This window comes from Paenibacillus sp. Marseille-P2973 (genome assembly GCF_018101095.1).
In the GTDB taxonomy this organism is placed as follows: domain Bacteria; phylum Bacillota; class Bacilli; order Paenibacillales; family Paenibacillaceae; genus Fontibacillus; species Fontibacillus vini.
The window spans coordinates 1-25,883 of record NZ_JAGQEH010000011.1 but is presented as its reverse complement, the minus strand read 5'-3'; the positions used below and the strand labels follow the sequence as shown (position 1 = coordinate 25,883).

23 protein-coding genes are annotated in these 25,883 nt (G+C 51.7%); all 23 read right to left on the bottom strand.

The genetic code is table 11. The features are described from left to right. Positions 1-31: 31 nt before the first annotated feature. Complete coding sequence (locus KB559_RS19050) at positions 32-1,324, bottom strand: arsenic transporter (RefSeq protein ID WP_211023980.1); 1,293 nt, start codon at positions 1,322-1,324, stop codon at positions 32-34. A gap of 307 nt (positions 1,325-1,631) precedes the next feature. Next, positions 1,632-2,951, bottom strand: coding sequence for an MFS transporter (locus KB559_RS19045; protein WP_211023978.1), 1,320 nt, complete (start codon positions 2,949-2,951; stop codon positions 1,632-1,634). A 154-nt stretch (positions 2,952-3,105) separates the two neighbouring features. Continuing rightward, entirely contained in the window at positions 3,106-3,996 is an 891-nt protein-coding gene (locus tag KB559_RS19040) for an NAD-dependent epimerase/dehydratase family protein (protein ID WP_211023976.1), read from the bottom strand. Positions 3,997-4,082: 86 nt separating this feature from the next. After that, positions 4,083-4,481, bottom strand: a complete 399-nt coding sequence (locus KB559_RS19035; protein ID WP_211023974.1) for a hypothetical protein — start codon at positions 4,479-4,481, stop codon at positions 4,083-4,085. A gap of 36 nt (positions 4,482-4,517) precedes the next feature. Then, entirely contained in the window at positions 4,518-5,288 is a 771-nt protein-coding gene (locus tag KB559_RS19030; protein WP_211023972.1) for a DUF817 domain-containing protein, read from the bottom strand. Then, positions 5,285-5,893, bottom strand: a complete 609-nt coding sequence (locus KB559_RS19025; protein WP_481856473.1) for a nucleotidyltransferase family protein — start codon at positions 5,891-5,893, stop codon at positions 5,285-5,287. The genes KB559_RS19030 and KB559_RS19025 overlap by 4 nt, the downstream gene beginning before the upstream one ends. A 584-nt stretch (positions 5,894-6,477) precedes the next feature. Continuing rightward, positions 6,478-7,701, bottom strand: coding sequence for an MFS transporter (locus KB559_RS19020; RefSeq protein WP_211023970.1), 1,224 nt, complete (start codon positions 7,699-7,701; stop codon positions 6,478-6,480). A gap of 39 nt (positions 7,702-7,740) precedes the next feature. Then, the gene (locus tag KB559_RS19015; RefSeq protein ID WP_211023968.1) at positions 7,741-8,583 is read right to left on the bottom strand and encodes an aldo/keto reductase; all 843 of its coding nucleotides are present in this window, start codon (positions 8,581-8,583) and stop codon (positions 7,741-7,743) included. 84 nt (positions 8,584-8,667) lie between these two features. Further along, on the bottom strand, positions 8,668-9,675 hold the full coding sequence (locus KB559_RS19010; protein WP_211023966.1) for a dihydrodipicolinate synthase family protein: 1,008 nt from the start codon (positions 9,673-9,675) through the stop codon (positions 8,668-8,670). 47 nt (positions 9,676-9,722) lie between these two features. Further along, positions 9,723-11,018 (bottom strand): hypothetical protein, encoded by a 1,296-nt coding sequence (locus KB559_RS19005; protein WP_211023964.1) that lies wholly within the window; start codon positions 11,016-11,018, stop codon positions 9,723-9,725. A gap of 74 nt (positions 11,019-11,092) precedes the next feature. Further along, entirely contained in the window at positions 11,093-12,301 is a 1,209-nt protein-coding gene (locus KB559_RS19000) for a M20 metallopeptidase family protein (protein ID WP_211023962.1), read from the bottom strand. After that, the gene (locus KB559_RS18995) at positions 12,294-13,628 is read right to left on the bottom strand and encodes a helix-turn-helix domain-containing protein (protein ID WP_211023960.1); all 1,335 of its coding nucleotides are present in this window, start codon (positions 13,626-13,628) and stop codon (positions 12,294-12,296) included. The genes KB559_RS19000 and KB559_RS18995 overlap by 8 nt, the downstream gene beginning before the upstream one ends. A 73-nt stretch (positions 13,629-13,701) precedes the next feature. After that, the gene (locus KB559_RS18990) at positions 13,702-14,661 is read right to left on the bottom strand and encodes a sugar phosphate isomerase/epimerase family protein (RefSeq protein ID WP_211023958.1); all 960 of its coding nucleotides are present in this window, start codon (positions 14,659-14,661) and stop codon (positions 13,702-13,704) included. Beyond that, the gene (locus KB559_RS18985) at positions 14,654-15,628 is read right to left on the bottom strand and encodes a Gfo/Idh/MocA family protein (protein ID WP_211023956.1); all 975 of its coding nucleotides are present in this window, start codon (positions 15,626-15,628) and stop codon (positions 14,654-14,656) included. Before KB559_RS18985 ends, KB559_RS18990 begins: the two co-directional genes overlap by 8 nt. Positions 15,629-15,866: 238 nt before the next feature. Next, positions 15,867-16,691, bottom strand: a complete 825-nt coding sequence (locus KB559_RS18980) for a carbohydrate ABC transporter permease (RefSeq protein WP_211023954.1) — start codon at positions 16,689-16,691, stop codon at positions 15,867-15,869. A gap of 19 nt (positions 16,692-16,710) precedes the next feature. Next, positions 16,711-17,676 (bottom strand): carbohydrate ABC transporter permease, encoded by a 966-nt coding sequence (locus tag KB559_RS18975; RefSeq protein ID WP_211023952.1) that lies wholly within the window; start codon positions 17,674-17,676, stop codon positions 16,711-16,713. A 66-nt stretch (positions 17,677-17,742) separates the two neighbouring features. Further along, positions 17,743-19,101 carry an ABC transporter substrate-binding protein gene (locus KB559_RS18970; RefSeq protein ID WP_211023950.1) on the bottom strand — a complete coding sequence of 453 codons (1,359 nt, stop codon included), beginning with the start codon at positions 19,099-19,101 and terminating at the stop codon, positions 17,743-17,745. A gap of 144 nt (positions 19,102-19,245) precedes the next feature. After that, positions 19,246-21,300: an alginate lyase family protein gene (locus KB559_RS18965; protein ID WP_211023948.1), complete on the bottom strand. Its 2,055-nt coding sequence runs from the start codon at positions 21,298-21,300 to the stop codon at positions 19,246-19,248. 31 nt (positions 21,301-21,331) lie between these two features. Continuing rightward, on the bottom strand, positions 21,332-22,408 hold the full coding sequence (locus KB559_RS18960; RefSeq protein ID WP_211023946.1) for a dihydrodipicolinate synthase family protein: 1,077 nt from the start codon (positions 22,406-22,408) through the stop codon (positions 21,332-21,334). After that, the gene (locus KB559_RS18955) at positions 22,408-23,424 is read right to left on the bottom strand and encodes an NAD-dependent epimerase/dehydratase family protein (RefSeq protein WP_211023944.1); all 1,017 of its coding nucleotides are present in this window, start codon (positions 23,422-23,424) and stop codon (positions 22,408-22,410) included. The genes KB559_RS18960 and KB559_RS18955 overlap by 1 nt, the downstream gene beginning before the upstream one ends. A gap of 220 nt (positions 23,425-23,644) precedes the next feature. Beyond that, a complete protein-coding gene (locus KB559_RS18950; RefSeq protein WP_211023942.1) occupies positions 23,645-24,094 on the bottom strand; it encodes a VOC family protein in 450 nt (149 codons plus the stop codon). A 58-nt stretch (positions 24,095-24,152) separates the two neighbouring features. Beyond that, positions 24,153-24,644: an RNA polymerase sigma factor gene (locus KB559_RS18945; RefSeq protein WP_211023939.1), complete on the bottom strand. Its 492-nt coding sequence runs from the start codon at positions 24,642-24,644 to the stop codon at positions 24,153-24,155. 11 nt (positions 24,645-24,655) lie between these two features. Further along, positions 24,656-25,588 carry a D-alanyl-D-alanine carboxypeptidase family protein gene (locus KB559_RS18940; RefSeq protein ID WP_211023938.1) on the bottom strand — a complete coding sequence of 311 codons (933 nt, stop codon included), beginning with the start codon at positions 25,586-25,588 and terminating at the stop codon, positions 24,656-24,658. Positions 25,589-25,883: the final 295 nt, after the last annotated feature.

Sequence of the window (25,883 nt, the reverse complement as noted above, 5' to 3'; positions counted from 1 at the left end):
TTTCCTCACTCTACCTCATCTAATGATTCGCCTATGATATAATTATCAACCAAACATAGAGCCCGCTTAACGTAATGAACAAGGTCGGTACCGTCAGCAGAATACCGGTTTTAAAATACCGGCCCCAAGTAATTTTGATTCCTTTCTTGGACAAAACATGCAGCCACAACAAGGTCGCCAAGGAACCGATCGGCGTGATTTTCGGCCCGAGATCGGAGCCGATGACGTTCGCATAAATCAGCGCTTCCCGCACCATTCCTTCGGTATCTGTACTATGAATAGCAAGTGCATCGATCATAACGGTAGGCAGGTTGTTCATGACCGATGACAATATGGCGGCAATAAAGCCCATGCCGACCGTGGCGGCATATACACCCTGATCAGCCAGCCACTGAATGACATCCCCCAAGTGAGCGGTCAATCCGACATTGCGAAGCCCATACACCACGACATACATCCCGATGGAAAAAACAACAATGGACCAAGGCGCTTCTTTAATCACCCGTCGGGTTTCAACGGCAGGACTTCGACGCGTAGCTAATATAAAGAACAATGCCACTGCCCCAGCTGCCAGCGAAACCGGTACACCGATAAATTCGGCGGACAAGTAGGCGATTAGCAGTAGACCGAGAATGATCCAGGCCAGCTTGAACATGCGCGGGTCGCGAATGGCATCTTGCGGTTTTTTTAAGTGTGACAGGTCATAATTGCCCGGAATTTGCTTACGGAAAAACAAGTACAACACCAGCATGCTCGATCCAAGCGAAACCAGGTTTGGTACGAACATTCGGATCGCATATTCCATAAATCCGATGCCGAAATAATCGGCGGAAACGATATTCACCAAGTTGCTGACCACAAGCGGCAGGGATGTCGTATCCGCGATAAAACCGCTCGCCATAATGAACGGAAGCACCATCCGGTCATCGAATCGAAGCGCCCGGACCATGGCAAGGACAATAGGCGTCAAAATCAGGGCCGCGCCATCGTTCGCAAACAAGGCCGACACGGCTGCGCCAAGCAAAATAACGTAAACGAACATCCGCTTGCCGCTTCCTCCGGCTAATGAAGCCATGTGAAGCGCGGACCATTCAAAAAAGCCGATTTCATCAAGCAAAATCGATATGATTATAATGGCAACGAATGCTAGCGTGGCGTTCCAGACAATAGCCGTTACATCCCCTACATCCGTGAAGCTTACTACCCCAAACGCCAAAGCCAGCACCGCTCCGCCCATGGCGGACCATCCGATGCCGAGCCCCTTGGGCTGCCAGATGACAAACACCAAAGTAAGTAAAAAAATAAATCCAGCAATATACTCCAACTTCAAAGTCTCCTCTACCGTCAATTACAGCACTTAACGTCCACTCTTCGTAGACAAAAACATGAAATTGTCCACCTAAAAGTGGACATTAGGTTTATATGGCTTGTGGCAAATAGAACATCTATATCCAGACACTATCAATTTGAATAACACTATATACGGATATTCAAAATAGTCAGAAGGCAAAAAAACTAATCAGAAAATGTCCACCTTCTGGTGGACATTTTCTTGAAATAATCCGTCTCCAAAGGACAATCTATTCAGAAATAGCCGCCACTCTTCTTTGTGAACCAAAATTCACTTTAAATTACTCTGCTTCACCTTCAATACTCTCTTTCACAGTTCCTACAAATGCCCTCCGGTTAAACCAGCCGACCCCCGCCGCCAATACGCTGATCGCAGCAGCGAACAGATACATATTTACAATACCGAACCACTCGGCCACACCGCTCATAAACAGCAGAGAAAGTCCAGCAACGGTATTTAACAATGTGGACTGGGCGGAAAATACTTTTGGCAGAAGCTCCGGACTTGCACTTCGCTGAATCAAGGTTCTTCTAGAGATAGCGGCAAGCTCCGTAATTGGCCCGGTTAGCAGAACGATAAGCAATGCCAGCGGCGCAAAATCATTCAACGCAAACCAAGCCGTTAATATGGCGTAACCCAGCATACCTAACAGCATCACCATAAAAATTCGTTTTTCCAGCCGTTCCACAAGAGCGACGACCAGCAATCCGCCGATGACGGCTCCCGCAAAATAACTGGCATTAATATAACCCCACCACTGCTCATCTTTAAGCAGGATTTCATTAACGAAGACCAGCATAAAAGCTCCGGCCCAAACGGATCCGCCAAGCATGTCGGTCATGTCCATCAAGGTCAATGATCGCAGACGCGGTGATTTCCACAGGGCAACCCAGCCTTCTTTTAGCGTATCCCAGCGGGAAGATAATTTGATCTCTGCCTGTCCAGCACCTTCATCAAGCCCGCCAATCCCCTTAGTACGGTCAACTTGATCTCTCCCCGTGCGCACATCCCAAACACTACGGCGTTTCGGTTCAGTTGGGTCCTCGATCAATAAAGTGACCGCCATGGCTAAACCGTAGCCAGCCGCAACGACAACGAGAATCGGAAAGGAGCCGAACGTTGCGACCAGCACGCCACTGATCGCCCACCCAGCAAATTGTACGATCTGGTCGGTCGTAGCCACTATGCCATTCGCCTTCATCAGCGCTTGATCAGCCACGAGCCGCGGCACCAACGCATTGCGGGCAGGAGTCGTCCAGCCGTCGAGAAACGAAATACAGATGATGATCGTATAGACCGGCAGGATTTGCTCCCCTCCGACCCATGGCGACAGATATCCCGCCAGCAGGACGAACAGTATAAACTGACCGCACTGAGATACAGTAAGCAAGAACGGGAGCCTGTATCTATCCACCATCAGAGGGGCGATTAACCCGCTGAACAATTGTGAGGTCACCCGCAAAAAAGGTACCAGCGTCGCAAAGACGACGGAACCCGTCCGATCCAGAATAAAGGTAGTAAGTGCAACCAAATAGAGGACATCGACGGTGTTGGACAACGTCTGCGACCCCCATAAATAGTAAAAAGACCGTTTGAACATACTTTGTCCGCTCCTTATTCAATTGTGTAGTTAGTTCCCGGGTGTAACGTGTAAATTACCCGGGACTAAGAATGAATTTGAAGAAGCGATAAACTCAAATCGGTCTCATTAGTATAATTAACTCCTTAATATTAATTTGGCTAGGCCAACTCGATCACGCTTGACCCGCTGCGATTTGCTTAATCAGATCCGGCATCCAGTCCATCACGTTATCAAATTCATATCCTGCTGCCTTCGCTTTGGAGGTATCCATCACCCAGGAGGAAGGAACGCCAAACGGCGACTCGTTCTCAGGCTCAACCTCTTTCTCGGAAAGAAGTCTCGCCTCTTTCCCGGTTTCCCTTTCAATCATAGCAATCATACGGGAAATCGTCAGTTCCCCGTCAGAGCTGGCATTCACCGGACCAGTCAAATCCGAGCCTCCCAGCCATAGAAGGAACGCCGCCGTTTCCGCCGATGTAATGAACGACATCGCGGCCTCCGGATTCGGCAGACCGATCGGCGTCCCGTTCATGACACGCTCCACATGGAAGTGAAGTCTCCGGGTGTAATCATCCGGCCCGAGCACGATCGGAATCCGCATGGCTGCCACGGGAAAACTTGCCTCTTGAAGGAACGCCGCCTCAGCCTGTCTTTTGGCTTCCCCGTATTCCATCTCGCCCCGTTCTCCTGCAGCCCACTTGTATTCATAGGGGTTAAAATCCTCTTCACTCAGCGGAGACTTGCCGAAGCCGTATACGGACAGCGTGGAAGTTAGAACATAACGCCCCACCCTTCCTTCAAAAGCGCGCACCGCTGCCATCGCTTCATTCGGCGAATAACAGATGTTATCGTAAATCACATCCCACGGACCTGCTTCCGCCGCTTTGGCCAGGGATGATTCATCACTGCGGTCCAAGACCAGCCGGTTCACCGGTCCCGCAAATTCCGCATCCGTCAATCCGCGAGTCGCCACCGTTACTTCATGAACGCCTTCCTGAAGCAGCAAGTTCACCAGTCTTTTGCCAAAATACCTCGTTCCGCCCAACACGAGCACTTTTCCCATTCCGGAATCCCCCGTTCTCCTTAATATATTGGCAATACTTCCATACCCTGCTGATTACCTTCCGGTTATAACTGCATTGCAATTTCTTAACGGCTGCCGAACAAGCTCTTCATCAATCCCAGTCCGCAGAGCATGGAAAAATAGAAATATCCCTCTTGGGCCGCCACATCTTTATATAACGAGTAATAGGGCATTTTTAGGTACAGGTTCAGCACTGGATAGAGCATTAAAATTAAACTCGGGATGACCACGAAAAAGAAAAGCGGACGATGAAACTTTCTTTTGTTCGGCAAGCCTCCAAGCAGGCTGACATAAGCACCGAGAACAAGGCCGTAGACGATATTGCCGATCAGGCTGTAACTGATTTTCAGAACCTTCTCCGGATTTTGTTCCATCATCCCCACAAAACGGTTGCCGTAGTAGACCAGGACAAGCGCGCCGAGAATCCACAGCAAATAATAGAAATATCCTTTGGATTTATTCATGAACCGACTCTCTCCCATGTATCAATTTGCGAATCGCTAGTTCCCCGTCATCCCTGCTTTTACCCGTTTCAACTGCGCGACGATGATTATGCTGATGACGACGAGCAGGAACCAGGAGCTGATTTTGCCGATATGCACGAGCCGCCATACCTTCTCTTGATCCGGATAGCTCCAGGCTCCGAGGAACGTCGAAATATTTTCCGCCACCCAGATAAAGAAGCCGATCAGCAAAAAAGACAACGTCAACGGCATCCAATAGGTTCTGCCCAGCACCGTGAAATGTACGCGGGTCCGAATAAACACAATCACCAGCAGTCCCGTCAGAATCCATCGGTAATCTCCGATAAAATGATGCGTAAAAAAGTTAAAGTAAATCGCCGCGCAAAGCAGCACCGAATAAATCGCTCTGGGCCAACCGGTCATTTGCAGGTCCATCCTGCGCCAAGCCTGGCAAATGTAACTTGCAACGCTGGCATACATGAACCCGCTGTATAGCGGAACTCCGCCTACCTTGCTCCATCCTTCCCCCGGATACGACCAGGAGCCCATATGTACTTTGAACAATTCCAGCCCGAGGCCGATCAAATGAAACACGCAGATGACCTTCAGTTCGTCCATCGTCTCCAGTTTAAACACGACCATGCCCACTTGAGCAAGCAAACAGATCAGTAAAATGAGATCATACCGGTGCAGACCGGGAATCGATACCACTTTCGTCAATGCCAGCGTCCCGAAAATAACGACCGGAAAAACGCAGCACAACGCCTGCAGCCAGGCGAATTGCAATAAACTGCGGATAAAAGTCATAATTCATTCTCCCTTAACGCTACAACCTGAAGGCTCGGCCAGATCCGCAGCCACTCCTTATCTCTGATCCTGTCCATAAAAACGTTGCGATTCTGAAAAAACGGACTTTGCCTTACTTGAAAACCAAGTAGATCATCCAAGCCGAACGGTGCCACAATATCAATATTTACACCATCTGTGCCGTCTTTTAGCCGGGCACCTATGGCAGTTGCCGTCTCAGGCCAGTGCAGCATGGCATCCTCGACCGAACGGTAGGGAGGTTCACCGTTTTTCAGATGCATCCGTGCCTGATTTTTGACCGACCAATTCAGCGCCGAATTTATTTCTCGTAAGCGGGCGTCGTATTCTTTTTCCGCCTCTTCCTCCAGGAAATCCGGGTCGTAATAAAGCACGTCGACATCATGTAGCGAAGTTCTTACAGTGTAGGCATGCAAAACATCCCAGACAAAATTGCGGAAATATCCCGCTGCAATGCAGCCCTGGGGCAACCCTAGCGCAGCAACCGCCTCCAGATCAGCCATCATTTCCGGCTGTTTGCCGATCGCTCTTTTCAAGTCATCGACATTGGAAATATGAAAGTCAGCCATGAGCTTTACGTTCTGCAACCCATCCCCTCCTCCCTAACTAAACTTCCGAAACCAACAGTTCCTATATTATACATCAGAAAAACCGGAGGCTGGTACATTCAGTTTTAGATTACTCTTCGCTTCTTCTTTGTGTAGCTTCCTTCTTAATCCTCGCTTCCTTCTTTATCGACAGCTCCTTCTTTATCTACGCTTCCTCTTAATCTGCGCTTCACCTTAATCCACACTTTCTCTAATCCACACTTCTCTTAATTTACACTTCTTCGTTATCTACGCTTACTCTTCGACTTCTAACGGACACACGGGACTCTATTGAAGTCAAAATCACTTGGATTTCAGTTTAACGGTCACAGGAGACCTTATTTCCATCAAAACAGCGTCAAAGTCGATACAATCCAACGTTTAACGGCTCTCCTGTCCGTTAAATTCCTAAACTCGCAAAATAACAGGAATTAACGTCCGCTATGTCCGTTACATTTGGCTCATTGGCTTTTCTATTGCTGGCTCCCGACCACCTACCCTCATTAAACACAAAAAAGCGGCTATATCCTCATCGGAACATAACCGCATTTCGTAAAACTGTACTTGATTGGAGTGATCAGTGATCATACCGCCGACTTCAACGCTTCATCCTTGGGCAGCAGCACGGTCAGTAACCCGATCAACGGCAAGTAGGAGCAAAGCTGCATGATGAAGAAGATGCCCCACTGGTCTGCAAAATGGCCGAGCACCGCCGAGCCGAGACCACCCAGGCCGAAGGAAAGTCCGAAGAACAGGCCGGACACGAGGCCGACCTTGCCCGGAAGCAATTCCTGCGCATAGACGACGATAATTGAAAAAGAGGAAGACATGATGAACCCGGCCAGCACGACGAGTACGCCGGACCAAAACAAGTTGGCGTAAGGCAGCAGCAGCGAGAACGGAGCCGCTCCGAGAATCGAGAGCCAGATGATGTTCTTGCGCCCGTAGCGGTCGGCCATCGGGCCACCGAAAAACGTTCCTACGGCGGCGGCCGCAAGGAAAGCGAACACGTACCACTGAGCTGCGCTTTTGCCAACGCCATAATGATCCATCATGAAGAAGGCGTAAAAGCTCGAAATGCTGATGGAGTACACATTTTTGGAGAAAAGCAGCAGAATCAGCACGGAAATCGCCAAACCTACTTTCCTTTTGCTCAGTCCGGTTCTCTGTGTCTCGCTCGGGTTCTGGGCAGCACGGCGCGGACGGGGCCGCACATTCAGTGACGCATACCAGCGGGCGACAAAAAACTGAATAATGATCGCCGCAATCGCCGCAAAAGCGAACCAAACCACGCTGCGTTGTCCCAGCGGGATAAAGATGAGAGCGGTCATCAGCGGCCCTAGCGAAGTGCCGATGTTACCTCCAACCTGGAAAATCGACTGTGCCAAACCGCGGCGCTCCCCTGCTGCCAGATACGCAACTCGGGAGGATTCCGGATGAAACACGGAGGAACCCAGCCCGATCGAAGCCACAGCCAGCAAAATGATGCTATAGGCTGGGGCGTATGCCAGCATCACGACGCCGATCAGGGTAAAGCATACCCCGAGCGGCAATATGTACGGACGGGGACGGATGTCCGAGTATAGCCCGACCAGCGGCTGGAACACCGATGCCGTAATATTCATGGCGAACGAAATCCAGCCGATCTGTCCGTAGCTTAGCGTCAGCGAGTCCCTCAGAATCGGAAACAAAGCCGGAATAGCCGATTGCATCGTGTCGTTAAGTAGGTGTACCATGCTGATCGCAAACAGGATCGGATATACCGTCATTGCCTGCGCAGTAGGCTTGCCTGCTGCCTCTTTGTTCATGTCAATCTCTCCATCCGATCTTCTATCTTTGTCTATAAATTAGAAATTAAAATTGTCCGGATCCGACCCGAACCGTTGATTCAGGTTCAAAGCATCGATAGCCGCAATATCCTCGGCGCTTAACTCGAAATCATAAATGTCGGCGTTCTCTTTAATCCGTCCTTCGTTGACCGATTTCGGAATCGTAATGACGCCAACCTGCAAATCCCAGCGCAAAATAACTTGTGCCGCGGTTTTTCCGTATTTTTTACCGATGGATACCAGGGTTTCGTTCTCAAGCAGATTGCCCTGTCCGAGCGGGGACCAAGCTTCCAGTACAATGCCCTTCTCCTTTGTGAACTTCAACAGTTCTTTCTGGGTTAACTGCGGATGAAGCTCCACTTGGTTTACAGTCGGGACAACCTCCGCGTCAGCCAGCAAATCCTCCAAATGATGAATCTGGAAGTTACTCACGCCGATGGCGCGAACTTTACCTTCTTTATAAACTTTTTCAAGCGCACGCCAAGTTTCTTTATATTTGCCCTTCACCGGCCAATGAACCAGGAACAAGTCGATGTACTCCAAGTTCAATTTCTTTAAACTGGTTTCAAAAGCTTCCAGAGTCGTTTCATAGCCTTGCATGTTGTTCCACACTTTAGAAGTCACAAAGATTTGGTCCCGGGACAATCCGTTCTCTTCCATCGCTTCGCGGATCGCCTGTCCGACGCCCTCTTCATTATTGTATGCAGCAGCAGTATCTATACTGCGGTAGCCGGCGCGAATCGCCGCTTTGACTGCTTGGATGACTTCTTCACCTTCCTGAGCCTTGTATACCCCCAAACCAAACCATGGCATCTCTACTCCGTTGTTAAGTTTTACAGTGTCCTGCAAATTGTTAGGCATGAATAATTCCTCCTTAGGTTGGGTTGTGTTAAACAAAATGTTCCAAGTCTATTATGACCGACATCGGTCCAAATTTAAAGCCGTCTAATACAATCGGCATTGTTGTATCGTTTGCCGCAACATCTCCAGCTCCATCTCTTCCATTTCATAGCCAGTCCCATTCATATCATGGGCAGCCTCCCGGGGGATGATCCCTTGCAGTGCGAGACACCACAGCATCCGCAAAATATATTTGTCCATCGGCTGCGTAAACGTCGACATCGCATAAGCGTCCACTCTGGATGACAAATCCATAAATAGGGGGTAATCCTTGCTGCGGTAGGCCGTGATCAAGTCGCTTTGGATATTTGGAAAAGCGGCTCCCAAGCCGACCAGTGCTCCGGTTGCCCCGCACATCAATGAATAGCCGAACATCCGGTCCTCCCCGGTGATGAGCAGCTTGCCCGGAAATTCGGACGAGAAGAGCGATGACACTTCCTGCAGCGTCATCACGCTGTCCAGCGCGGCCATTTTCATGCCGACGACAGACGGCATGCCGAGCAGCTCCCTCAGTACCTCCTTCGAATAGGCGAGTCCTCCCGCTTCTTCATACAAATAAAATAGAATCAACGGAACGCCAAGCGCTGACAGCTCGCGATGATATTCGATGATCGCGGCATCCCGCCGGGAACTCTCTAATTCCTTAAAAATCACCGGGGGAAAAACCAGCAGCGCATCGGCTCCACCGGAAGCAGCCTCTTCCGCCATAGTGATACTATTTTGCCGCCATTTTTGCAGACGAAGAGGTTCGGATAACGTAGTGTCAATTAATGAACCTACTCCGGCAACAAGCAATTGCGCTTCATTTAAATGTGACTTCCAGGATTGAAAAATTCGTTTTCGCTCCTCCGCCTGCAAATGAAGTCCTCTGCCTGTATGAACCCATACCGCGACACCCGCGATTTGTTGCCGGCTCAGATATCCCGCGTAAGCCTCCTGTGCCTCGCTGTGGATTTCTCCGTTTTTATGTCTGGGAACAGGGACTGCCGGAATAAGCCCGCCGGTCATGGCTTGGACGGTTTTAGCCAATCTTTGCTCCATCGTCAGAACCATGCTGCCGCCTCCTTAATTCACTATTTCCTACTAACTATGTATAGTTGTCACGACTGCCTCAAAAACCAGTCTCTTCCCTTATCCCTGTACCAGGAAGCCACATCTTTAAACGAGGTTACATTGGCCGCGTCGACCAGATCCTCGGAATTCCGCAAATGAAGCATCCATGCTACGAGACCGTGCTCCGGATGAAAATAAAGATCATGAAGCGCCCGTTCCGTTTTTGAGCCCTGTTTCATGCTATAGGCACTGCCCGGCTTTTGAAAAACCGTATGCATTTGCAGGCTTTCCGCCCCGCGCAGCGCATATTCCAGCGCCATCTTGCCGGTTCCAACATTCCCGGTACCCGACACCGGCGGCACCGGCTTCCGAAGGTCTCCTTCCAGTTCGAGTCTCCGGAGCGCCGTGAGGATCCGTAAATTCCGCCGGCTTAGATCGGGACCGCCATAAGCGGCGCCCACTTTTCCGGCAAATTCACGTCCCTGGTCATAGAGCCGGTTGGCGTAAACGACATAGTCCGGCACACTTTCCCCCTCTTCCAAAAGAGCGCGGAATGCGTTCAACTGGAATTCGTCTTCAAACACCGTGTTCATCAGCTTGATGCCAAGCACGAGTTCGCCGTCCGGAAGACAGGACTTGATGCGGTGCGGCACTTCACGCAGCCAGCGGAGCACGGTATCCTGCTGTTTGGCCCGGCCTGAACCGGCCAGCGTAGGGCTGAAGTCTTTTTCCATTTGCAGCGGGCCCGGGAATCCGCACTCCTTCCAAACTTCATATAAACCTCTCGTCGTGTGATGGTACTCTTCCATGCGGAACTCGGCTTCTTCCGGACCCGGCAAGTGATATTTGCAGGACGGAACGACCACCATACCGGCCGTTTTACCAATCTCCAGCGCTTGACGGGCAAATTCCAGGTAACTCGGGAACGAGCCGTGCCATCCCCTCCCTTGCCAGGTGACGTTCCAGCCCGGCTCCCCCGTCTCCTTGCCCGTGATTGTGTCCACAATCATCCGGGTTTCCTTCACCGCCCACTCTTCCATGGAGCGGGTGCCTGCCGCATTTTCCGCAATCACTGTTTTAAGCACGACAAAGCCGAGTCCGGCATCGGCATCATCCTGAACTTGACGTAAATTTAACGACAATTGGCCCGACGCCTTGCCGAACGGATTCCGGATGGCATGAATTCCGTAGCGGGAAGAGACGTCGAGCCCATAAGTTTCAAGCAAATAAGATTCGACTCCGGACGGAAGGCCGCCCTGAAACCGTTCATAATCCTTAATTATTCGGGAAGCGTCCTCATTTGCAAGCAGAGGACGGGCAGGCAGAATCAAACCGTTGTTCATCTTCATCCCCCTATATCGGATTGGTTCCGGGGAGACAATTTCTCCCCAATGAAGATTCTATTCCACAACCGGCATTAACTGTCCTGCCCTGAAGCCCTATTTTCAAGCAACAAAAAATCTCGGGCAAACTCTGCCAGAAACGCGGCGCCGCCTGTCAACGCCTCTTCGTCGATGGTCATTTGCGGATGATGCAGCGGAAATCCGCCATGACCGGCTCCGCTCGCGCCTACGAGAAGAAAAACGCCGGGCACCTGTTCCATGTAGTAGGCCATGTCCTCGCTAGTCATCGGCGAGCGGACCAGCACTTCAATCGCCTCCGGGCCGTAGAGTGCCCGGAGTGCGGCTTCGGCGCGCCGGATCAGGGCGGGGTCATTGACGGTCGGCGGGTAGCCGAACTCGTAATCGACCTCGGCCCGGGCGTTCATCCCTCCGGCGACCGCCTCCGCCAGCGCGGTGACCCTGCGCTGCATCTGTTCGCGCGCCGCGTTGCTGACGGCGCGCACGGTTCCGCGGATCTCGACGCGATCCGCGATAATGTTGGGCAGGCTGCCGCCGCGGATGGAGCCCATGCTGAGCACCACGGGCTCAGCGGGGTCGACCTCGCGGCTGACCAGCACCTGCAGCGCCGTAAGCACCTGCGCGGCAGCGATGATGGCGTCGACGCCCTGATGCGGGGCGGCGCCGTGCCCGGCACGGCCATGGACCGTGATGCCGACATGATCCATGCTCGCCATCACGGTCCCGGCCTTGACGCCGAAGCGTCCGGTTGGCAAGTCCGGCCATAAATGCAGGCCGACTATGCCGTCCACGCGCGGCGACTCCAGCACACCGGCCTCGACCATATGCCGGGCTCCGCCCAGCATCTCCTCGGCCGGCTGAAAAATGAACTTGACCGTCCCGCGCAGCTCCTGCTGCGCAGCGGTCAGCATCGCGGCGGCGCCGAGCGCCATCGCCATATGCCCGTCATGGCCGCAGGCATGCATGACGCCGTCATGCCGCGATGCGAAGGGCAATCCTGTCGCCTCTTGCAGCGGCAGCGCATCCATGTCCGCGCGTATAGCGATGCACGGCCCCGGTCGTCCGGTGTCCAGCAGCGCGACAACCCCGGTGCCGGCTACGCCCCGGCGCACTTCCAGTCCTAGCTGCTCCAAATAATCGGAAACAAATGCGGAGGTGATCACCTCTTTGAATCCAAGCTCCGGTACCTGATGAAGACGGCGGCGAATTGAAACGATTTCCTCGCCAAACGATGCGGCGGCCTCACGAAAATTCACTTTATTCATACTGCGCTTCCTCCAGATTCAGCGTATAGATCTGTCTCGGGCGTCCTCGTCCGGCAGGCTGCTCTTCTCCGACGATGCTCGCCATCTCATATTTCTCCAGTGCCGCCATGATTCGGCGCGCGCTTCGCAGCGTAATTCCAAACCCTTCGGCAAGCTGGGAAGCCGTAAAAGTTGACGTCCCTAGCCGACGGCAAAGCGACACCAGCTTGTTGATCGTGCCTACGCTGAGTCCAACTTTTTTAGCCATGGAAATCAACTCGGGATTCTCGCTGCGGGCGGAATACTCCAGCGTCAAATCTGATCCGAGCGGACCATAGACGATTCCGTCCTGCATGATCAAATAACAATTTCCCCCGCCCCCGGATTTCGCCTTCAACAGCGCCTCCTTGGCTTTGCCTTCGGCTTCGTTCGCGGTCCGGCCGATCCCGATCCCGATGCTGGCATTCCACTGGAGCCTTTCCATCACCTCCAAAAGCAAGGGAGCATCCTGGAACTTACGGGTAACCTGCTCGATGATGCCTCGAGTCGTAATAAAAGAAACCTCGTCCGAATCGCTCCACTTAATAAGCGACTGCGTCTCCTCGCCGAAATCGACGAGGATTTGTTGCAGAATGATCTTTTTCCGCTGAATCTCGTATTCGGAGGCGGCCTCCTTGGCAACCTTGGCAAAATTATCGATATTCATGATCCCTACGGCGATTTGAGTGCTGCTCAAGCGGACACTTTTTCCTTCCAAAAGAGCCCGGTTCAGGCAATCGCGGATAGCGGACTGAGTCGGAACTACCCGGTAAGCAGGCACGCCAAGTTTCTTCAGCTTCTGGTATACCGAGGTTACGCACGTAACGGTCACGGAAACACGGCCGTTTTTCCATAACTCATAATGATAGGAAACCAGTTCCTCGTTGGTCATACCGGATTCATAGGTTTTGACCAGGAGCTCATCTACCGGCAGGCCGATCTCCTGCAGCGGTTCCTCTACTTCGTTGTATTGCAGGACATCCATGCTCAGCCTCAATCCCTTTTGCATATCCAGTACGTCTTGACGATAGAGATCGAAAAGCACTTTATACAGGGCTGTTCCCGAATAGTAAACGTGTACCATCGGCTTGTCGGGAGCTGCCGCAAGCGCGATCCGGTACGGGATCGGACCGGTAAACAGCAAAATATCCGCCTGGTCCCTGATTCGGTCGACCACCTCGAGCGTTTCCCGCTCATGTTGATATGGCGCCGGAAACATAGCCAATTCCGCAAAATAAGAACCGAATTCCAGTACAGCTTCCACCAAATCCCGGGGCCCAATCACCGCAACCCGCAGCTTGATCGTCATGGCCGGCACCTCCCGCTCCCTTTTTTAAGCATCGTCAACAATGACCCACAACCCAATCAGATATATGGGATGACTAAGCCTCTAACTGTTCGCCAAAATCTCTAACCTCGGCAAGTGACCGTTTCGTGTTTAAAACGACTTGTTCGTAGTCGCCCATATACTCGAATGAAATGTATCCTTCATACCCAAGGTCCAACAATTTTTGCAAAATTGCGGCATGACCCGCATCCCCTTGCAGCACCGGTACCGGCACACTTTGACTCCAGTCTTGATGGTTCCACCTATAATCTTTGAAATGAACATGATGAATATCGTAAAAAAACTGCTCCAACACCGAAATCGGCTCCAGATAATCGACAAAAAGATTAAAGCCGTCATAAATCAGCTCCAACCCTTGCCCTTCCCCCTGACCTTCCCCGGATACGTCCCTCAGCAATGCCGCCAGGCTCTCTGCAGTATCCGCAAAAGTATTGTTGTGAATTTCAACCGCCAATCGAACTCCTTGCGCCCTGCATATGTCCAATGCTTCATCCAAACCGGAAACCACATCGTCCCATTCCACGGCCAGCGCTTCTCTCGACGCTTTGTGTCCGGCAAAAGTTCTGATCCTCGGGCAACCAATCTCTGCGGCCCACTCCGCCGCCCGCCGGATCCGTTCCAGCTCCCCCTTCCTTTCCTCTTCCCCTTTGGAAAAATAGATATATTCGCTGATGGCCGGAACTTCAAGTCCGCGGCTCTCAAGCAGTTTGCGCATGTCTTCCGGCGTTCCGCCGCGTTTGCTGTAGCTTTCCAGGTGGCCTACCCACAGCTCCACCCCTTGCAGTCCTAGGTCCTGCGCCAAATCCAGCACCGCTTCTATCGGCGCCTGCTTCAAACCGGTCGAACACATGCTGAAACGAATACGGCCCTCTCTCGCAACATTCTTCCGGTTCCATCTCGCGAGTTCAAATATACTGTTGCCCCTTAGCTCCACCCCGTTCCGATCCACGAGTTCATGCTTTCTATCGCTCTTTTTATCCCCGGGTTCAAACATGCTGTTCCACCCCCGTCCGGTCCGAGCGGTAAACGGCTTCCAGCGCTGCGATGACCGACCTGGCATATTCGCCGCTGCTGTCCGGGTCCTGTTCGTTCCCGATCGCTTGAAGCAAGTCCTTGAATTGAAGCACAAACGGGTCCTCTTCGGGAATCGGTTCCACTTGCTCGTACTCTCCCCCCTTGCTGATCCACAAGCCTTTTGCGGAAATCAGCTTGGCCATGCCGTGGGAGAAAATCAATTCCGTCTCATCCTTGGGCGGTCCTTCATATCCGGATTGAACAATAACACCGCTGAGTCCGCTATCCGTCTCCAGAAAAATACAGCCACTGCCCTCCACATCGCCTCTAGGTCCTTCATAGGTTACCGAAGCCTTCACTCGATGGACACGGCTATCCGTCAACCATTGAATTTTGTCGATGGAATGGGCGCCCAGATTCATCAGAATCCCGCCTCCGGCCTTGGCTTTTTCCAGGAACCAGTCCGGTCTGTTGTCCCGATAGTAATAGAGGTGCCGGGTATCGTGAACAGCCAGCAATCGGCCGAGTTCGCCGCTTGCAATCAACTGCTTCGCCTGAATATTGGCCGGCCAATAATGCTGCGTATGCCCGACCATCAACTTGACGCCCGCGGTTGCAACCGCTTGCAGAATTTCATCACATTGATCAACATTTAACGCCATCGGCTTCTCCAGCAGCAAATGACAACCCTGTTTGGCGCACCATACCGCACAGGAGGCATGCAAATGATGAGGCAAAGCAATTACCGCGATATCCGGCTTCTCCTTGGTCACCATTTCTTCATAATCCCGGTAAAAAGAGATCCCATACTCCTCCGCCAAAGCCTTCCCCTTGGATTCGTCCGTATCGGCTACAGCCGCAGCTTCCAGCGTCCCAACCTGCCGGATCGCTTCCAGATGATTACGCGAAATAATCCCCGCTCCAATCAATACTACTCGGTAGACCATATAGTTACCTCCTCTCATCGCGAAGTCATGCTTTCCTTCTCTCTTGTATCTCCCCCATACATTCTTTCGTTGTTATCCCTTAGTCCCGTCTTCCTCACATGGACAAATGACTGAAATGTCCACCTAAAAGTGGACAAAGAGGACTTTTATCTCAAACAAGCAAATTGTCAATATTCAGTATCCTACTGCTCCAAATCCACTTCATAGAACATCATCCGAATTCGGTGCCAGACACCCGTTACTTGATCCCCGCAGAGTTACTGCCTTGCACAAAATATTTCTCCGCGAACAGGAAGACAAGCAGGATCGGAATGAGGCTCATGAGCGCGGCGGCGACCATGTACTGCTCGTTGCCGGACCATTGACCAGCCATGGACAGGATGCCGATCGGCAGGGTGAAGTTTTCCTTGGAAGTCAGGAAAATGGCCGGCGACAGGATCTCGTTCCACTTCGTCATAAAGGTGAAGACGGCCAAGGTCGCAAACGTCGGTTTGCACATGGGCAGGAAGATGCGCCAGTAAATCTGGATCGGATTACAGCCGTCCAGCTTCGCCGATTCCTCATAATCCTTCGGAATAGCCAGAAACGCCTGGCGCATCAGAAAGATGCCAAACGGCTGAGCCAGCCACTCGATAATCCAGAGCGGAGTTAAGGTGTCCAGCATATGCAGAGATTTGAAAATAACAAACTGCGGAATGATCAGCACGACCGGCGGGATCATCATCGTGCCAAGCACGACGAGGAACAGCGTATTTTTCAACGGAAATTTCAATCTAGCAAAAGCATAGGCCACCATGGAACAAGAGAACAGCGCGCCGACTACGGACAGCACCGTAACGATGACGCTATTGGTCGTATACTGTCCGAACGGACCAAGCTTCCAAACCTCGGCGTAGTTGTTCCACTGTACGGGATCCGGGATCCATTGTGGCGGCACCATGGTATACTGAGCGTATGATTTTAGAGAGTTAAAAATGGTAGTAAGAAAAGGCATCACCATGATCAGGGAGCTCAGAATGATGACGGTGTATCCTGCAATTTTTCGGGTTCGGTTCAGCTTCATGACGTCACTCCTCCCTTCCTCATTCGTAATGCACCCATTTTTTCTGCAAAAGCATTTGCACGACGGTAAGCACAAACAAGATGACGAACAGCACCCAGGCGATCGCGGAAGCGTAGCCCATGCGCAGGAACGAGAATCCTTCCTGATACAAATAAATCATAAGCACGAGACTTGCTTTATGAGGTCCGCCGGCCGAAGAAGCATCCATTGCGCCTCCGGTCATGACGTAGATCTGTTCAAACGCCTGGAACGTAGAAATCGTACTTAGAATGAGCACCAGAAACGTCGTACCGGAAATAAGCGGTACCGTAATGTTCAAAAACTTGCGGAAGGTGCCCGCTCCATCGATTTCCGCAGCCTCATATACATCGCTTGGAACGTTTTGCAATCCCGCCAGAAAGATTACCATGATGTACCCGATCCCCTTCCAAACCGCAATGATGACCAGCAACGGAATGACGAGATGCTCATCCTGCAGCCATTTTTGCGGATCGAGGCCGATTTTGATCAGAAATGAATTGGCGAACCCGAATCTAGGGTTAAAGATTGCATCCGATACATACATGATGACAGTCCACGAAGAGATCACGGGAAGAAAATGCGCCAGCCGGAACAGCTTTAACGCACGCAGCTTCTGGTTCAGCGCTACCGCCAAAATCAAAGCCAGTACGGTTTGCAGCGGCACAAACAAAATCGTGAAATAAAGCGTGTTCCACAGGGCCTTCCAAAATACAGGCTCATGAAACAGCTTCGTATAGTTATCCAGCCCCTTCCATTTCGGCGGATTCAGGATATCGTAATCCGAGAAGCTGAAATAAAGTGATGCGAGCAACGAGCCTAATACAAAAACAACAAAATGGATGAGATAAGGGGTCACCATCAGGAGCCCCCACTTGCCGTCACTGTTCAGTTTTTTCCTTCGGATTTTCTTGGGCTCAATAGCGCGACCCCTTTCAGCCTTTACAGTTCCTGTGTTTTCTACCATGCTCATCACACTTTCTGTAGCGATTTAAGGGGCGGAGGCCGAAGCCTCCGCGCATGTTATCCTATCCTACTTTTTATAGAATTCGTCCAGAACCTGTTGTACCTCAGTATCCGCTTGTTTCAAAGCCTGATCGGCAGGAATTTCTCCTTCGAACGCCCGGTTGATATTGTCGTTAAACTTTCCGACCCATTCGCTCCATACGGCATTGACGTCCAGCGTCCCGGCAAACTCGAAGCTGTCGAGGAACGCCTGTTTATTTTCCGGTTTCCCGCTTAAGAACTCCTCGGAATTCGCCACTGATTTTTTCACCGGAACCGCTTCGCCCAGGGAAGCCCATTCCTTCTGGACTTCATCCTCCGTCGCCCAGAATTTCACCCATTCCCAAGCCGCGTCGCCTTTCGCCCCTTCGGCCTTTTTATTGATGACCCAGGAGTTCGCGATGACCGGCGAAAAGCGTTTTCCGTCCGGTCCCTTCGGCAGCAGCGTCACATCATAGTTCAGCTCCGCCGCGTTAGCATCGATGGTCCGGGCGTAAATCCCGATCCGCATTGCGGCCGCCTTGCTCGGGAATGGCGCCATGTTGCTCTGGAAGCTCTTCAAATCGGAAGGCGTCGGCAACAGCTCCCGCTGCATTCCGTCCACAATCCAGTCCAAAGCCTGCTTGTTCTCCGGCGTATTGATCACCGATTTCGTAAGCGTCTCATCCAGCACGCCGCCTCCGTACGATTTCAGCACCGTCATCCAACCTTCAGTAATACTGAAGAAGGTAAGTCCATATTGGCTCACTTTATTTTTGTCGAAAGCCGAGTCATTCGCGTACTTCCCGGTGGAATCCTTGGTCAGTTTCTCGGCCGCCGCCTTCAAATCGTCCCAGGTCCAATCCTCGGTAGGATACTCCACCTTCGCTTCGTCAAACATATCCTTGTTGTAATAGAGCACCGCGATCTGGATGCCCTGAGGTACGCCCCAGTATTTTCCGTTTGCGTCTTTATTGAAATCCAGACCGAAGTAATCGTCCTTTTTCAAGTCTTTTTCGATCAAAGGCGTCAGATCCTTCAGCACCCCGCGCTCCGCATATTTCGGTACGAGCACCCCATCCGACAACCATAGATCCGGCGCGCTTTCCGCAGCGATTTGCGTGTCGAGCTTCTGGAAAAACTGATTATATGGCGATGATTCCGTCTTGATCGTAATATTCGGATGCTCGGATTGGAATTTGTCGATCAGTTCCTGCATTTTGGCATCGGACTGGGCGGAAGAATAGAAACCGAGCTTAAGCTCCACCTTTTCCGCTTTTCCGCCTTTATCGCCGTTTCCTCCCGCTCCCGATTTACTCTTTCCGTCGGAGCAGGCTGTCAGGAGCAGGGCGGATACCAGCGTTATACTGAGTAAGAAAGTACCCCATGATTTAAACTTCCTTTTCATTACTTGACCCCCTAATCATTGAGTTTCCCACCAATTAAAGCGCTTTCTAAAACTTGTGACTAAATTGTGAACTTAATCTAAAGTTAAGGTATCTTCAATTAAAGGTCAACGTCCTTAAAAAGACCGTAAACCGTTTTGATCCCGTTAGACCTTTACGATATAAGTATCTTCATGTTCCTCTGATGGGGTGTTATTTTCCCGCACCAGCAGGACTTCCCCGGTCATATGCCTTCCGGCAAATTGATACCCGCGAGGACCTTGATGGGAAAAAAGAGCATGAACGCGTTCGGCTCCATTCTGTATGGTCAATGCTGTTACCAGCTCTTCGGAAACGGTATCCCCATAACTGTCCAACACCTCAATCTGGGAGATGTCGGGCTGATCACAGTCCCGAGTGCGGCACGGATACAGGACGGTCACAAATTTGGAAAGCCCGCTCCCTTTTTGCCGGAACATTGCTTTCAGCGAGGTGACTTTATGGTTATAATCCCGTGCTACCCATGACGCATCCACCAGCGCTTCTCCTGACTTGACCGGAATGATTCGCAATGCCGGCTCCTGTCTCGAGGAGGAAGCAAGCAGGGTTCCGTCAGCTTCCACTTCAACGTTCAATCCCTCGGCAAAATGAAACGGCAAAGTATATTCATGTTCCCCATTACTTTTGCAGGTATCAACGACAATCCAGTAATCCGGCTTAATGAACAAAATCTGTCTTCGCACCAATACCGGATCGTTCAGACGTAAATACCCGTCATGCGATGCCTGGACATAATCGTAGATATCCGTCTCCGATCTCCAGAAACGGTCCAATGGATTGGCAACATGATTCCAGTTCCAGGAATCCACGTACTTTGAAATCGTCTCTCCGTCCACAGCTACCGTGTTATGCTGCAAGGATTCCTTAAAATATCGCCTGAAATCATTTTCCATGTACGTGTACCGGCCCGGATCGGTCAGAAACTCTCTGCCGTAAGCAAACAGACTGATATGCAGCAAATCGTCATGCCCGTGCGCCCGAATGACATCCATATGACCGGCGTCAAACACCAGATACCGGGCATCCGGCTTCCAGTCGGTTCTCATCACATAGTAGCCGCTTTGCGCCAATTCCACAGAAGCAGCCTTCGGCTCTTGAATGTGGAGTTGCTCATAGCGTTTGCAGCCTTTTTCTCCGTAGTACCAGATTCCCTCGTAATCCAGCTTGTCGTATCCCATCCGTTTCAGATCGCCCCTTGCGAACAAAACGGCTCCGCGCGTCAGTACATCCCGAATATCCGTTCCGTCGCTGTCTCCAAGCATCGGCTGGCGGCCGTCCGGTTGCACCAAGGCTAGCGATGCGCTGTACATGCGGTCTAGCGAATTCCGCAGCTCCGGCGGGAGCGGTACGTCGTTCAGTTCCGCCAGCCATACCGGTTCAAACAGACAATGCAACACTTCATGGTGGTACATCGTACACTGTTCGTTATGCATACCGTCCTCAAAAACCTGGACCGGGCACATTTCGGCCAATCTTTGCACCGCTTGCTTCAGCCACGTCTCCGATTCCTCGATATCCGGGAACATCAGCGCAAGCTGGAAGAGGCCGTTCGTTTCGAGGAATCCCCAATTGCTCTGCCGGTCATGCGGCGTGTAGGCGATATTCAGATACATACCGTGCCGCCGAACGGCTTCCCGGAATAACGTCTCTTCTTCGCTTTGCCACAATGAGGATTGCCGAACGCAATAATAACCCTTCAGCCAATTCACAATCCGAATTCCGCTGTCCAGCTTGCGCCATGTATCCTTGACGTTATAGGCCCGGCTTTGGCTAGCCAGAACTTCCTCCTCCGTCAGCGGGTTTTGCCGAATCCAGTCCTTCATTAGCGATATATACGCTTCGGCGTACCTTTCTTCACCTGTCAGCCAATAGGCCTGCCCCAGCTCGCTCATATACCTGGCCCGGTTCAGCATGACCATCCACTCGATGTCTTCGTTATGGCGATAGCTCCAGTTGATCCCGTCCGGAAAAGCCACCTCGGTTTCACACCGTTCCATATCCCAACGATGCGTATATATAAACGTGCAGCGGCAGGCAAGATCGGCCCGGTACAGCACTTCAGCGGCTTCCTCCGGCCACTCGCTCAGACAAGTATCCACAATAAACGAACGATCCGACGACTCCCAAAAATAGACTCTGTCATGCCGTATTGCCGGATTCATCAACTCTCCCCCTTCTGTTCAGCAAAATGCCTTAATGGTCGCCTAGCCACTCCTTCAAATGGCGCCTTACGAACTCGTCATCATTAAGATGCGGGTAGGCTGTATAGACACGATCAATCTCTTCCAACTGGCCTGGGGACAGCTCCTCATCGGGATTCAGGCACCAGCGCCCTTCCAGCAGACCCTGACGCCGAAGCACTTCATGGATCCCCGGAATACTTCCGCTAAATCCATGGGACGGATCGAACAAAGCCCCATTGACGTCCGTTATCTCTTGGCCGCGCGTCAACAGCTCTACCGGAATCGGCCCCTTCAAGTCCCGAATCGCATGAATTTCTTCCATCAGCGCTACGGCCTTGGCCGTCCATACAGCCCAATGTCCTAACAAACCGCCGACGATGCGCTTCTCAACGATTTCGCCATGGACCGGAAAACGGTAAGTCGTCAGCAAATCGGAGACGATGTTATCGTCGTTACCGGTATACAGCGCTACTTCGTCCCTGCGACTCGATTCGCATACGGCCCGGACTACGTCGATCGTTTCATAGCGGTTGAACGGCGCCATTTTAATCGCCTTCACTCCAGGCAGCTCGGCTAACCGGCGCCAGAACGAGTAGCCAAGACGTCTGCCGCCAACCGCAGGCTGAAGATAGAAACCGAATACGGGAATGACCTTTGTAATCGCTTCCATTCTTTCGAGCAGCTCGTCTTCATTCCATTCCTTCAGTCCGCCCATGCTCACAAGCCCCAGATTATAGCCGAGCTTTGCCGCCAATTCCGCCTCCGCCAAGGCCTGCTCGGTCGGGCCGCATATTCCCGCAATTTTCAGAAACGGACGTTCGAGCCCGGCCGCGTCCACTTCTTCTGCCGCAAGCCGCAGCACCGGCTCATAGAGCCCGATTCCCGGATCCCGAATTTCAAATTGGGTCGAATGCACCCCAACCGCCATACCTCCGGCTCCCGAAGCGATATAATACCGGGTCAAAGCACGCTGCCTGGCCTCATCCAGCTCACGCGAGGCATTCAGGGCCAGAGGATGTGCCGGGATCACGGTCCCGCGTTGAAGCAGCTCTTCAGCTGCCTGGGATAATTGCTTGGCCTCTTTCATTAAAACGCACCCTCCCGCTCTTGAAAATGCGTCGGTTTACCTAAAGTCGCCCCGCCGGCCAGGACCCATTCCACCGTCCACTGAATCATTTGTCTCAGCGGTACGCTCGGATAGCCCAGGAGGTGATGACTATTCGAAGCATTGCTGAGCAGCGCCGTCAGCCCTTCTTCTCCGGTAAATACCGGCTTCGTCCCGAAGGCTTCACCGAAGCGCTCGGCCAGCCACCGCACGGACACCGCTTCCGGCCCGGTCACGTTAAGCGTCACCGGCGGGGAGCCGCAATGAAGCAGCGAACGGATCGCCATCTCATTCGCATCTCCTTGCCAAATGACGTTCACAACTCCCATGTTCAGATCGATCGGACGCCCTTCTTTTACGGCCGTAGCTACCTCTAGCAGAATCCCGTAGCGCAAATCAATTGCATAATTTAACCGGAAATTCAGAACAGGCGTCCCGTTTTTACGCGAAAAATATTCGAACACCCGCTCCCGGCCAAGACAAGACTGTGCGTATTCGCCCACCGGCGAAGGTGCCGTCTCCTCCGAAGCTCCCCCAAGGGCAACTTTCGTGAACGGATAAATGTTGCCGGACGAGAAAGCGACGATTCGCGAATCCTTAAACTTCTCGGCCACTCTTCCCGGTAAATAGGCGTTCATCGCCCATGTAAAATACTCCTTGCCTGTCGTGCCGAATTTATTTCCGGCCATATAAATCACATTAGGGATGTCCGGCAGCCCGGACAGCGCCTCTTCATCCAATAAATCGGCCGCGATCGTCTCAATACCCTCGGCCTCCAGCTCTTCCTGTAACGTTCCCGACGAGAAACGGGAAACTCCGATGACTTTGGCGTTTTTTCCGGCTTCCCGGATACCTCGTTGCGCAAGCTTCGCCAGACTCGGTCCCATCTTGCCTCCGACCCCGAGAACGAGAATATCCCCCTCCACTCCTGCCAGATCCCGGATCAGCCGATCGGAGGGCGTGCTCAGCTTGTTCTCCAGCTCACTTATTGTTTTCATTCCATTCACCTCTTCTAGTCGATGGATGCTGATGCGAATAAATTTACCTGTTCACATTTCCATGTTAGGATCCGCCCGATTAAAAGACAACGACTTTAAATGGTCCTTAAAACGGTGTGCAAGCCAAAAAAGCTTACAGGGCAAACACAAAAAAGGCCGAGAAAGATCTCCCGGCCTTGCCATATGGCTCGAAAGTAGAGACACGCGTCTCCGCCTTTCGTTAAAATGAAATCATCGCGCCTGTTTCGTCGAAAATCGCAGACGGATTCCAGCAAACTTCCCACACATTATACTCGGGATCGGCAAAATAGGCCGAACGACCGCCCCAAAATGCCTCTTCGGGCTCCTTGAGGATCACCGCCCCGGCTTGCCTTGCTTTATCGATGGCCGCATCAACCTCTTCCGGCTCTTCCACATTCACCGCCAGCGTGATCCCCCGAAATGAGGGTTTTGCATCCGCCGCCGGCACAGGGACCGAATCTTCCAGGTTGGCGTCCTTCACCAATTCTCGGTAAGGGAACAGGCTCAGCAGCACTCCGGCCGTTGTGAAAACACAGTAATCGTCAGAACTGGTCGGGGTGTCTTCCCATCCTAATCTTGTGTAAAAAGCTCTAAGCGCCGCAAGATCCAACGCGCCTAAAGTGACCAAAGTAACCCGCTGCGGTATCATTCGTATCCCTCCCAATCGATATTGTATTCTATATCCTACATCAAAATTTTCCGATTGACTAGGCCGTCTCTCTGCCCTTCCTTAATTTTTGTCTGGCCCGGTAAAGAATGATTTTAAAATGCGATAAAGGAATTCCCATCAAATCAGCCGATTCCTGATATGAAAATCCGTGGATATCGTATAACAATACGGCGTGCTGCTGATTAGGAGGCAGCATCGATAGCATAGCGTGCAGTTCCTGCCGGCTTTCCCCTGTAAGCACGCTGGCTTCCGGGGTTTCCTCGCTCGGAACATTGTGGAAAAATTCATTTTCATACACTGAAGAACGGCTCTCCTTCCGCAATCTGTCAATATAGGCATTATGGGCGACACGAAGCAGCCACGCCTTTGTTCTTCCGCCTTCCAAATTGTCCAGCCGGCTGCATGCACGGTAGAACGTTTCCTGCATCAAGTCCTCTGCATTGTGGTGATTCCGGCAAAGATAATACAGATAACGGTAAACATCGTTCTTATATTCACGGTAGATCATATCCATAGATGACTTATTCATATGGCCCCTCCTCAAATTCTGAACCCGTAGTCGAGCAGCTTGACCGTGTCTGACCAGACACCCTGCTCGGTGGAATGAAGCACTACGGTGATCAGTTCTCTCTCTTCCCGGGTAGCCGAGCCTACCAAACAATACCCGGCTTTTTCTGTGTATCCCGTCTTAATTCCGTTAGCCCCTTGAAAAAACCATTCTCCGCTGCTGTTCAACAGCTTGTTCCGGTTCTGGAATAAGTGCTCTCCCTGACCTTGGGCTGCTGCTGCATATTCGGATTCCCCAACAATTTCATTAAATTCTTCGAGCTTCATCGCTTCTCTGGCAATCAGAGCCATGTCGTAAGCGGTCGAATAATGATCCGGGTCATGCAAGCCGTGCGGATTCACAAAATGGCTCTTGACCGCCCCGAGTTTCTTCGCTTTCTCATTCATTAATTCGGCAAAATAAGACATGGCTTGTTCCGGGCTTTGCTGTGTCCCAGTCTCCAGTTCAGCCACATAAACGGCGGCAGTTCTCGCCGCATCGTTGCCCGAAGGGAGCATCATGGCCGCCGTCAAATCCCTGACCGTCAATCGCTCGCCTTGCACAAGTCCGGCCGAGCTTTCGTCCGACGTTCTCAGCAATACCTCGTCCCCGACCGTTACCGTATCATCCGGCGAGCTTCTCTCCAATAAAATGAGCGCGGTTAAAATTTTCGTAGTGCTGGCCGGATACATCTTTTTCTTTCCATTATCGCTGTACAGCAGCTCGCCGGAATCCCGGTCCATAATCAGTACGGCCTGCCCTTCCACACCTGCCAGTTCAGGGGTTCGCACGCCGCGCCATTTTTGCTCTACTTGTTGAATGAAGGCATTACCGTGCTTCTGCACGTTTTGAAACGATAATTTGTCATGAAACAGGAATATGAGAATAATAAGAATCAGTAGAAAGTAACGCTTTTTTCTAAACAAGCTGCCAACCCCTCTTTATATCCAAAACGTTGTTTATGTTTAACATTATGCCGCCCAGAGTTTGCGTGCCGGATAAGAAATTCTTAAGATTCCCTTAAGATTTCACTGCGAATTCCTTAAACTGGAACTAAAACCCATAATGATGAAGTGATTATCCATACAAAAAACAATCATAACCACCCGTCCAACGGGTGGTTTGCTCTTGGGGTATAACCCCCTGTTGCCAAACTGCGCCTAAAGACGCTAGCCTGACAATAAAATTGTTCAGGCTCAGTGTTTTTGTCACTTTCACTTA

What these genes read in the sequence shown, in the direction of transcription:
- KB559_RS19045 (WP_211023978.1), bottom strand. Translation starts at nt 2,951, where the DNA reads ATGTTCAAACGGTCTTTTTACTATTTATGGGGGTCGCAGACGTTGTCC.
- KB559_RS19040 (WP_211023976.1), bottom strand. Translation starts at nt 3,996, where the DNA reads ATGGGAAAAGTGCTCGTGTTGGGCGGAACGAGGTATTTTGGCAAAAGA.
- KB559_RS19035 (WP_211023974.1), bottom strand. Translation starts at nt 4,481, where the DNA reads ATGAATAAATCCAAAGGATATTTCTATTATTTGCTGTGGATTCTCGGC.
- KB559_RS19030 (WP_211023972.1), bottom strand. Translation starts at nt 5,288, where the DNA reads ATGACTTTTATCCGCAGTTTATTGCAATTCGCCTGGCTGCAGGCGTTG.
- KB559_RS19020 (WP_211023970.1), bottom strand. Translation starts at nt 7,701, where the DNA reads ATGAACAAAGAGGCAGCAGGCAAGCCTACTGCGCAGGCAATGACGGTA.
- KB559_RS19015 (WP_211023968.1), bottom strand. Translation starts at nt 8,583, where the DNA reads ATGCCTAACAATTTGCAGGACACTGTAAAACTTAACAACGGAGTAGAG.
- KB559_RS19010 (WP_211023966.1), bottom strand. Translation starts at nt 9,675, where the DNA reads ATGGTTCTGACGATGGAGCAAAGATTGGCTAAAACCGTCCAAGCCATG.
- KB559_RS19005 (WP_211023964.1), bottom strand. Translation starts at nt 11,018, where the DNA reads ATGAACAACGGTTTGATTCTGCCTGCCCGTCCTCTGCTTGCAAATGAG.
- KB559_RS19000 (WP_211023962.1), bottom strand. Translation starts at nt 12,301, where the DNA reads ATGAATAAAGTGAATTTTCGTGAGGCCGCCGCATCGTTTGGCGAGGAA.
- KB559_RS18995 (WP_211023960.1), bottom strand. Translation starts at nt 13,628, where the DNA reads ATGACGATCAAGCTGCGGGTTGCGGTGATTGGGCCCCGGGATTTGGTG.
- KB559_RS18990 (WP_211023958.1), bottom strand. Translation starts at nt 14,661, where the DNA reads ATGTTTGAACCCGGGGATAAAAAGAGCGATAGAAAGCATGAACTCGTG.
- KB559_RS18985 (WP_211023956.1), bottom strand. Translation starts at nt 15,628, where the DNA reads ATGGTCTACCGAGTAGTATTGATTGGAGCGGGGATTATTTCGCGTAAT.
- KB559_RS18980 (WP_211023954.1), bottom strand. Translation starts at nt 16,691, where the DNA reads ATGAAGCTGAACCGAACCCGAAAAATTGCAGGATACACCGTCATCATT.
- KB559_RS18975 (WP_211023952.1), bottom strand. Translation starts at nt 17,676, where the DNA reads ATGGTAGAAAACACAGGAACTGTAAAGGCTGAAAGGGGTCGCGCTATT.
- KB559_RS18970 (WP_211023950.1), bottom strand. Translation starts at nt 19,101, where the DNA reads ATGAAAAGGAAGTTTAAATCATGGGGTACTTTCTTACTCAGTATAACG.
- KB559_RS18965 (WP_211023948.1), bottom strand. Translation starts at nt 21,300, where the DNA reads ATGAATCCGGCAATACGGCATGACAGAGTCTATTTTTGGGAGTCGTCG.
- KB559_RS18960 (WP_211023946.1), bottom strand. Translation starts at nt 22,408, where the DNA reads ATGAAAGAGGCCAAGCAATTATCCCAGGCAGCTGAAGAGCTGCTTCAA.
- KB559_RS18955 (WP_211023944.1), bottom strand. Translation starts at nt 23,424, where the DNA reads ATGAAAACAATAAGTGAGCTGGAGAACAAGCTGAGCACGCCCTCCGAT.
- KB559_RS18950 (WP_211023942.1), bottom strand. Translation starts at nt 24,094, where the DNA reads ATGATACCGCAGCGGGTTACTTTGGTCACTTTAGGCGCGTTGGATCTT.
- KB559_RS18945 (WP_211023939.1), bottom strand. Translation starts at nt 24,644, where the DNA reads ATGAATAAGTCATCTATGGATATGATCTACCGTGAATATAAGAACGAT.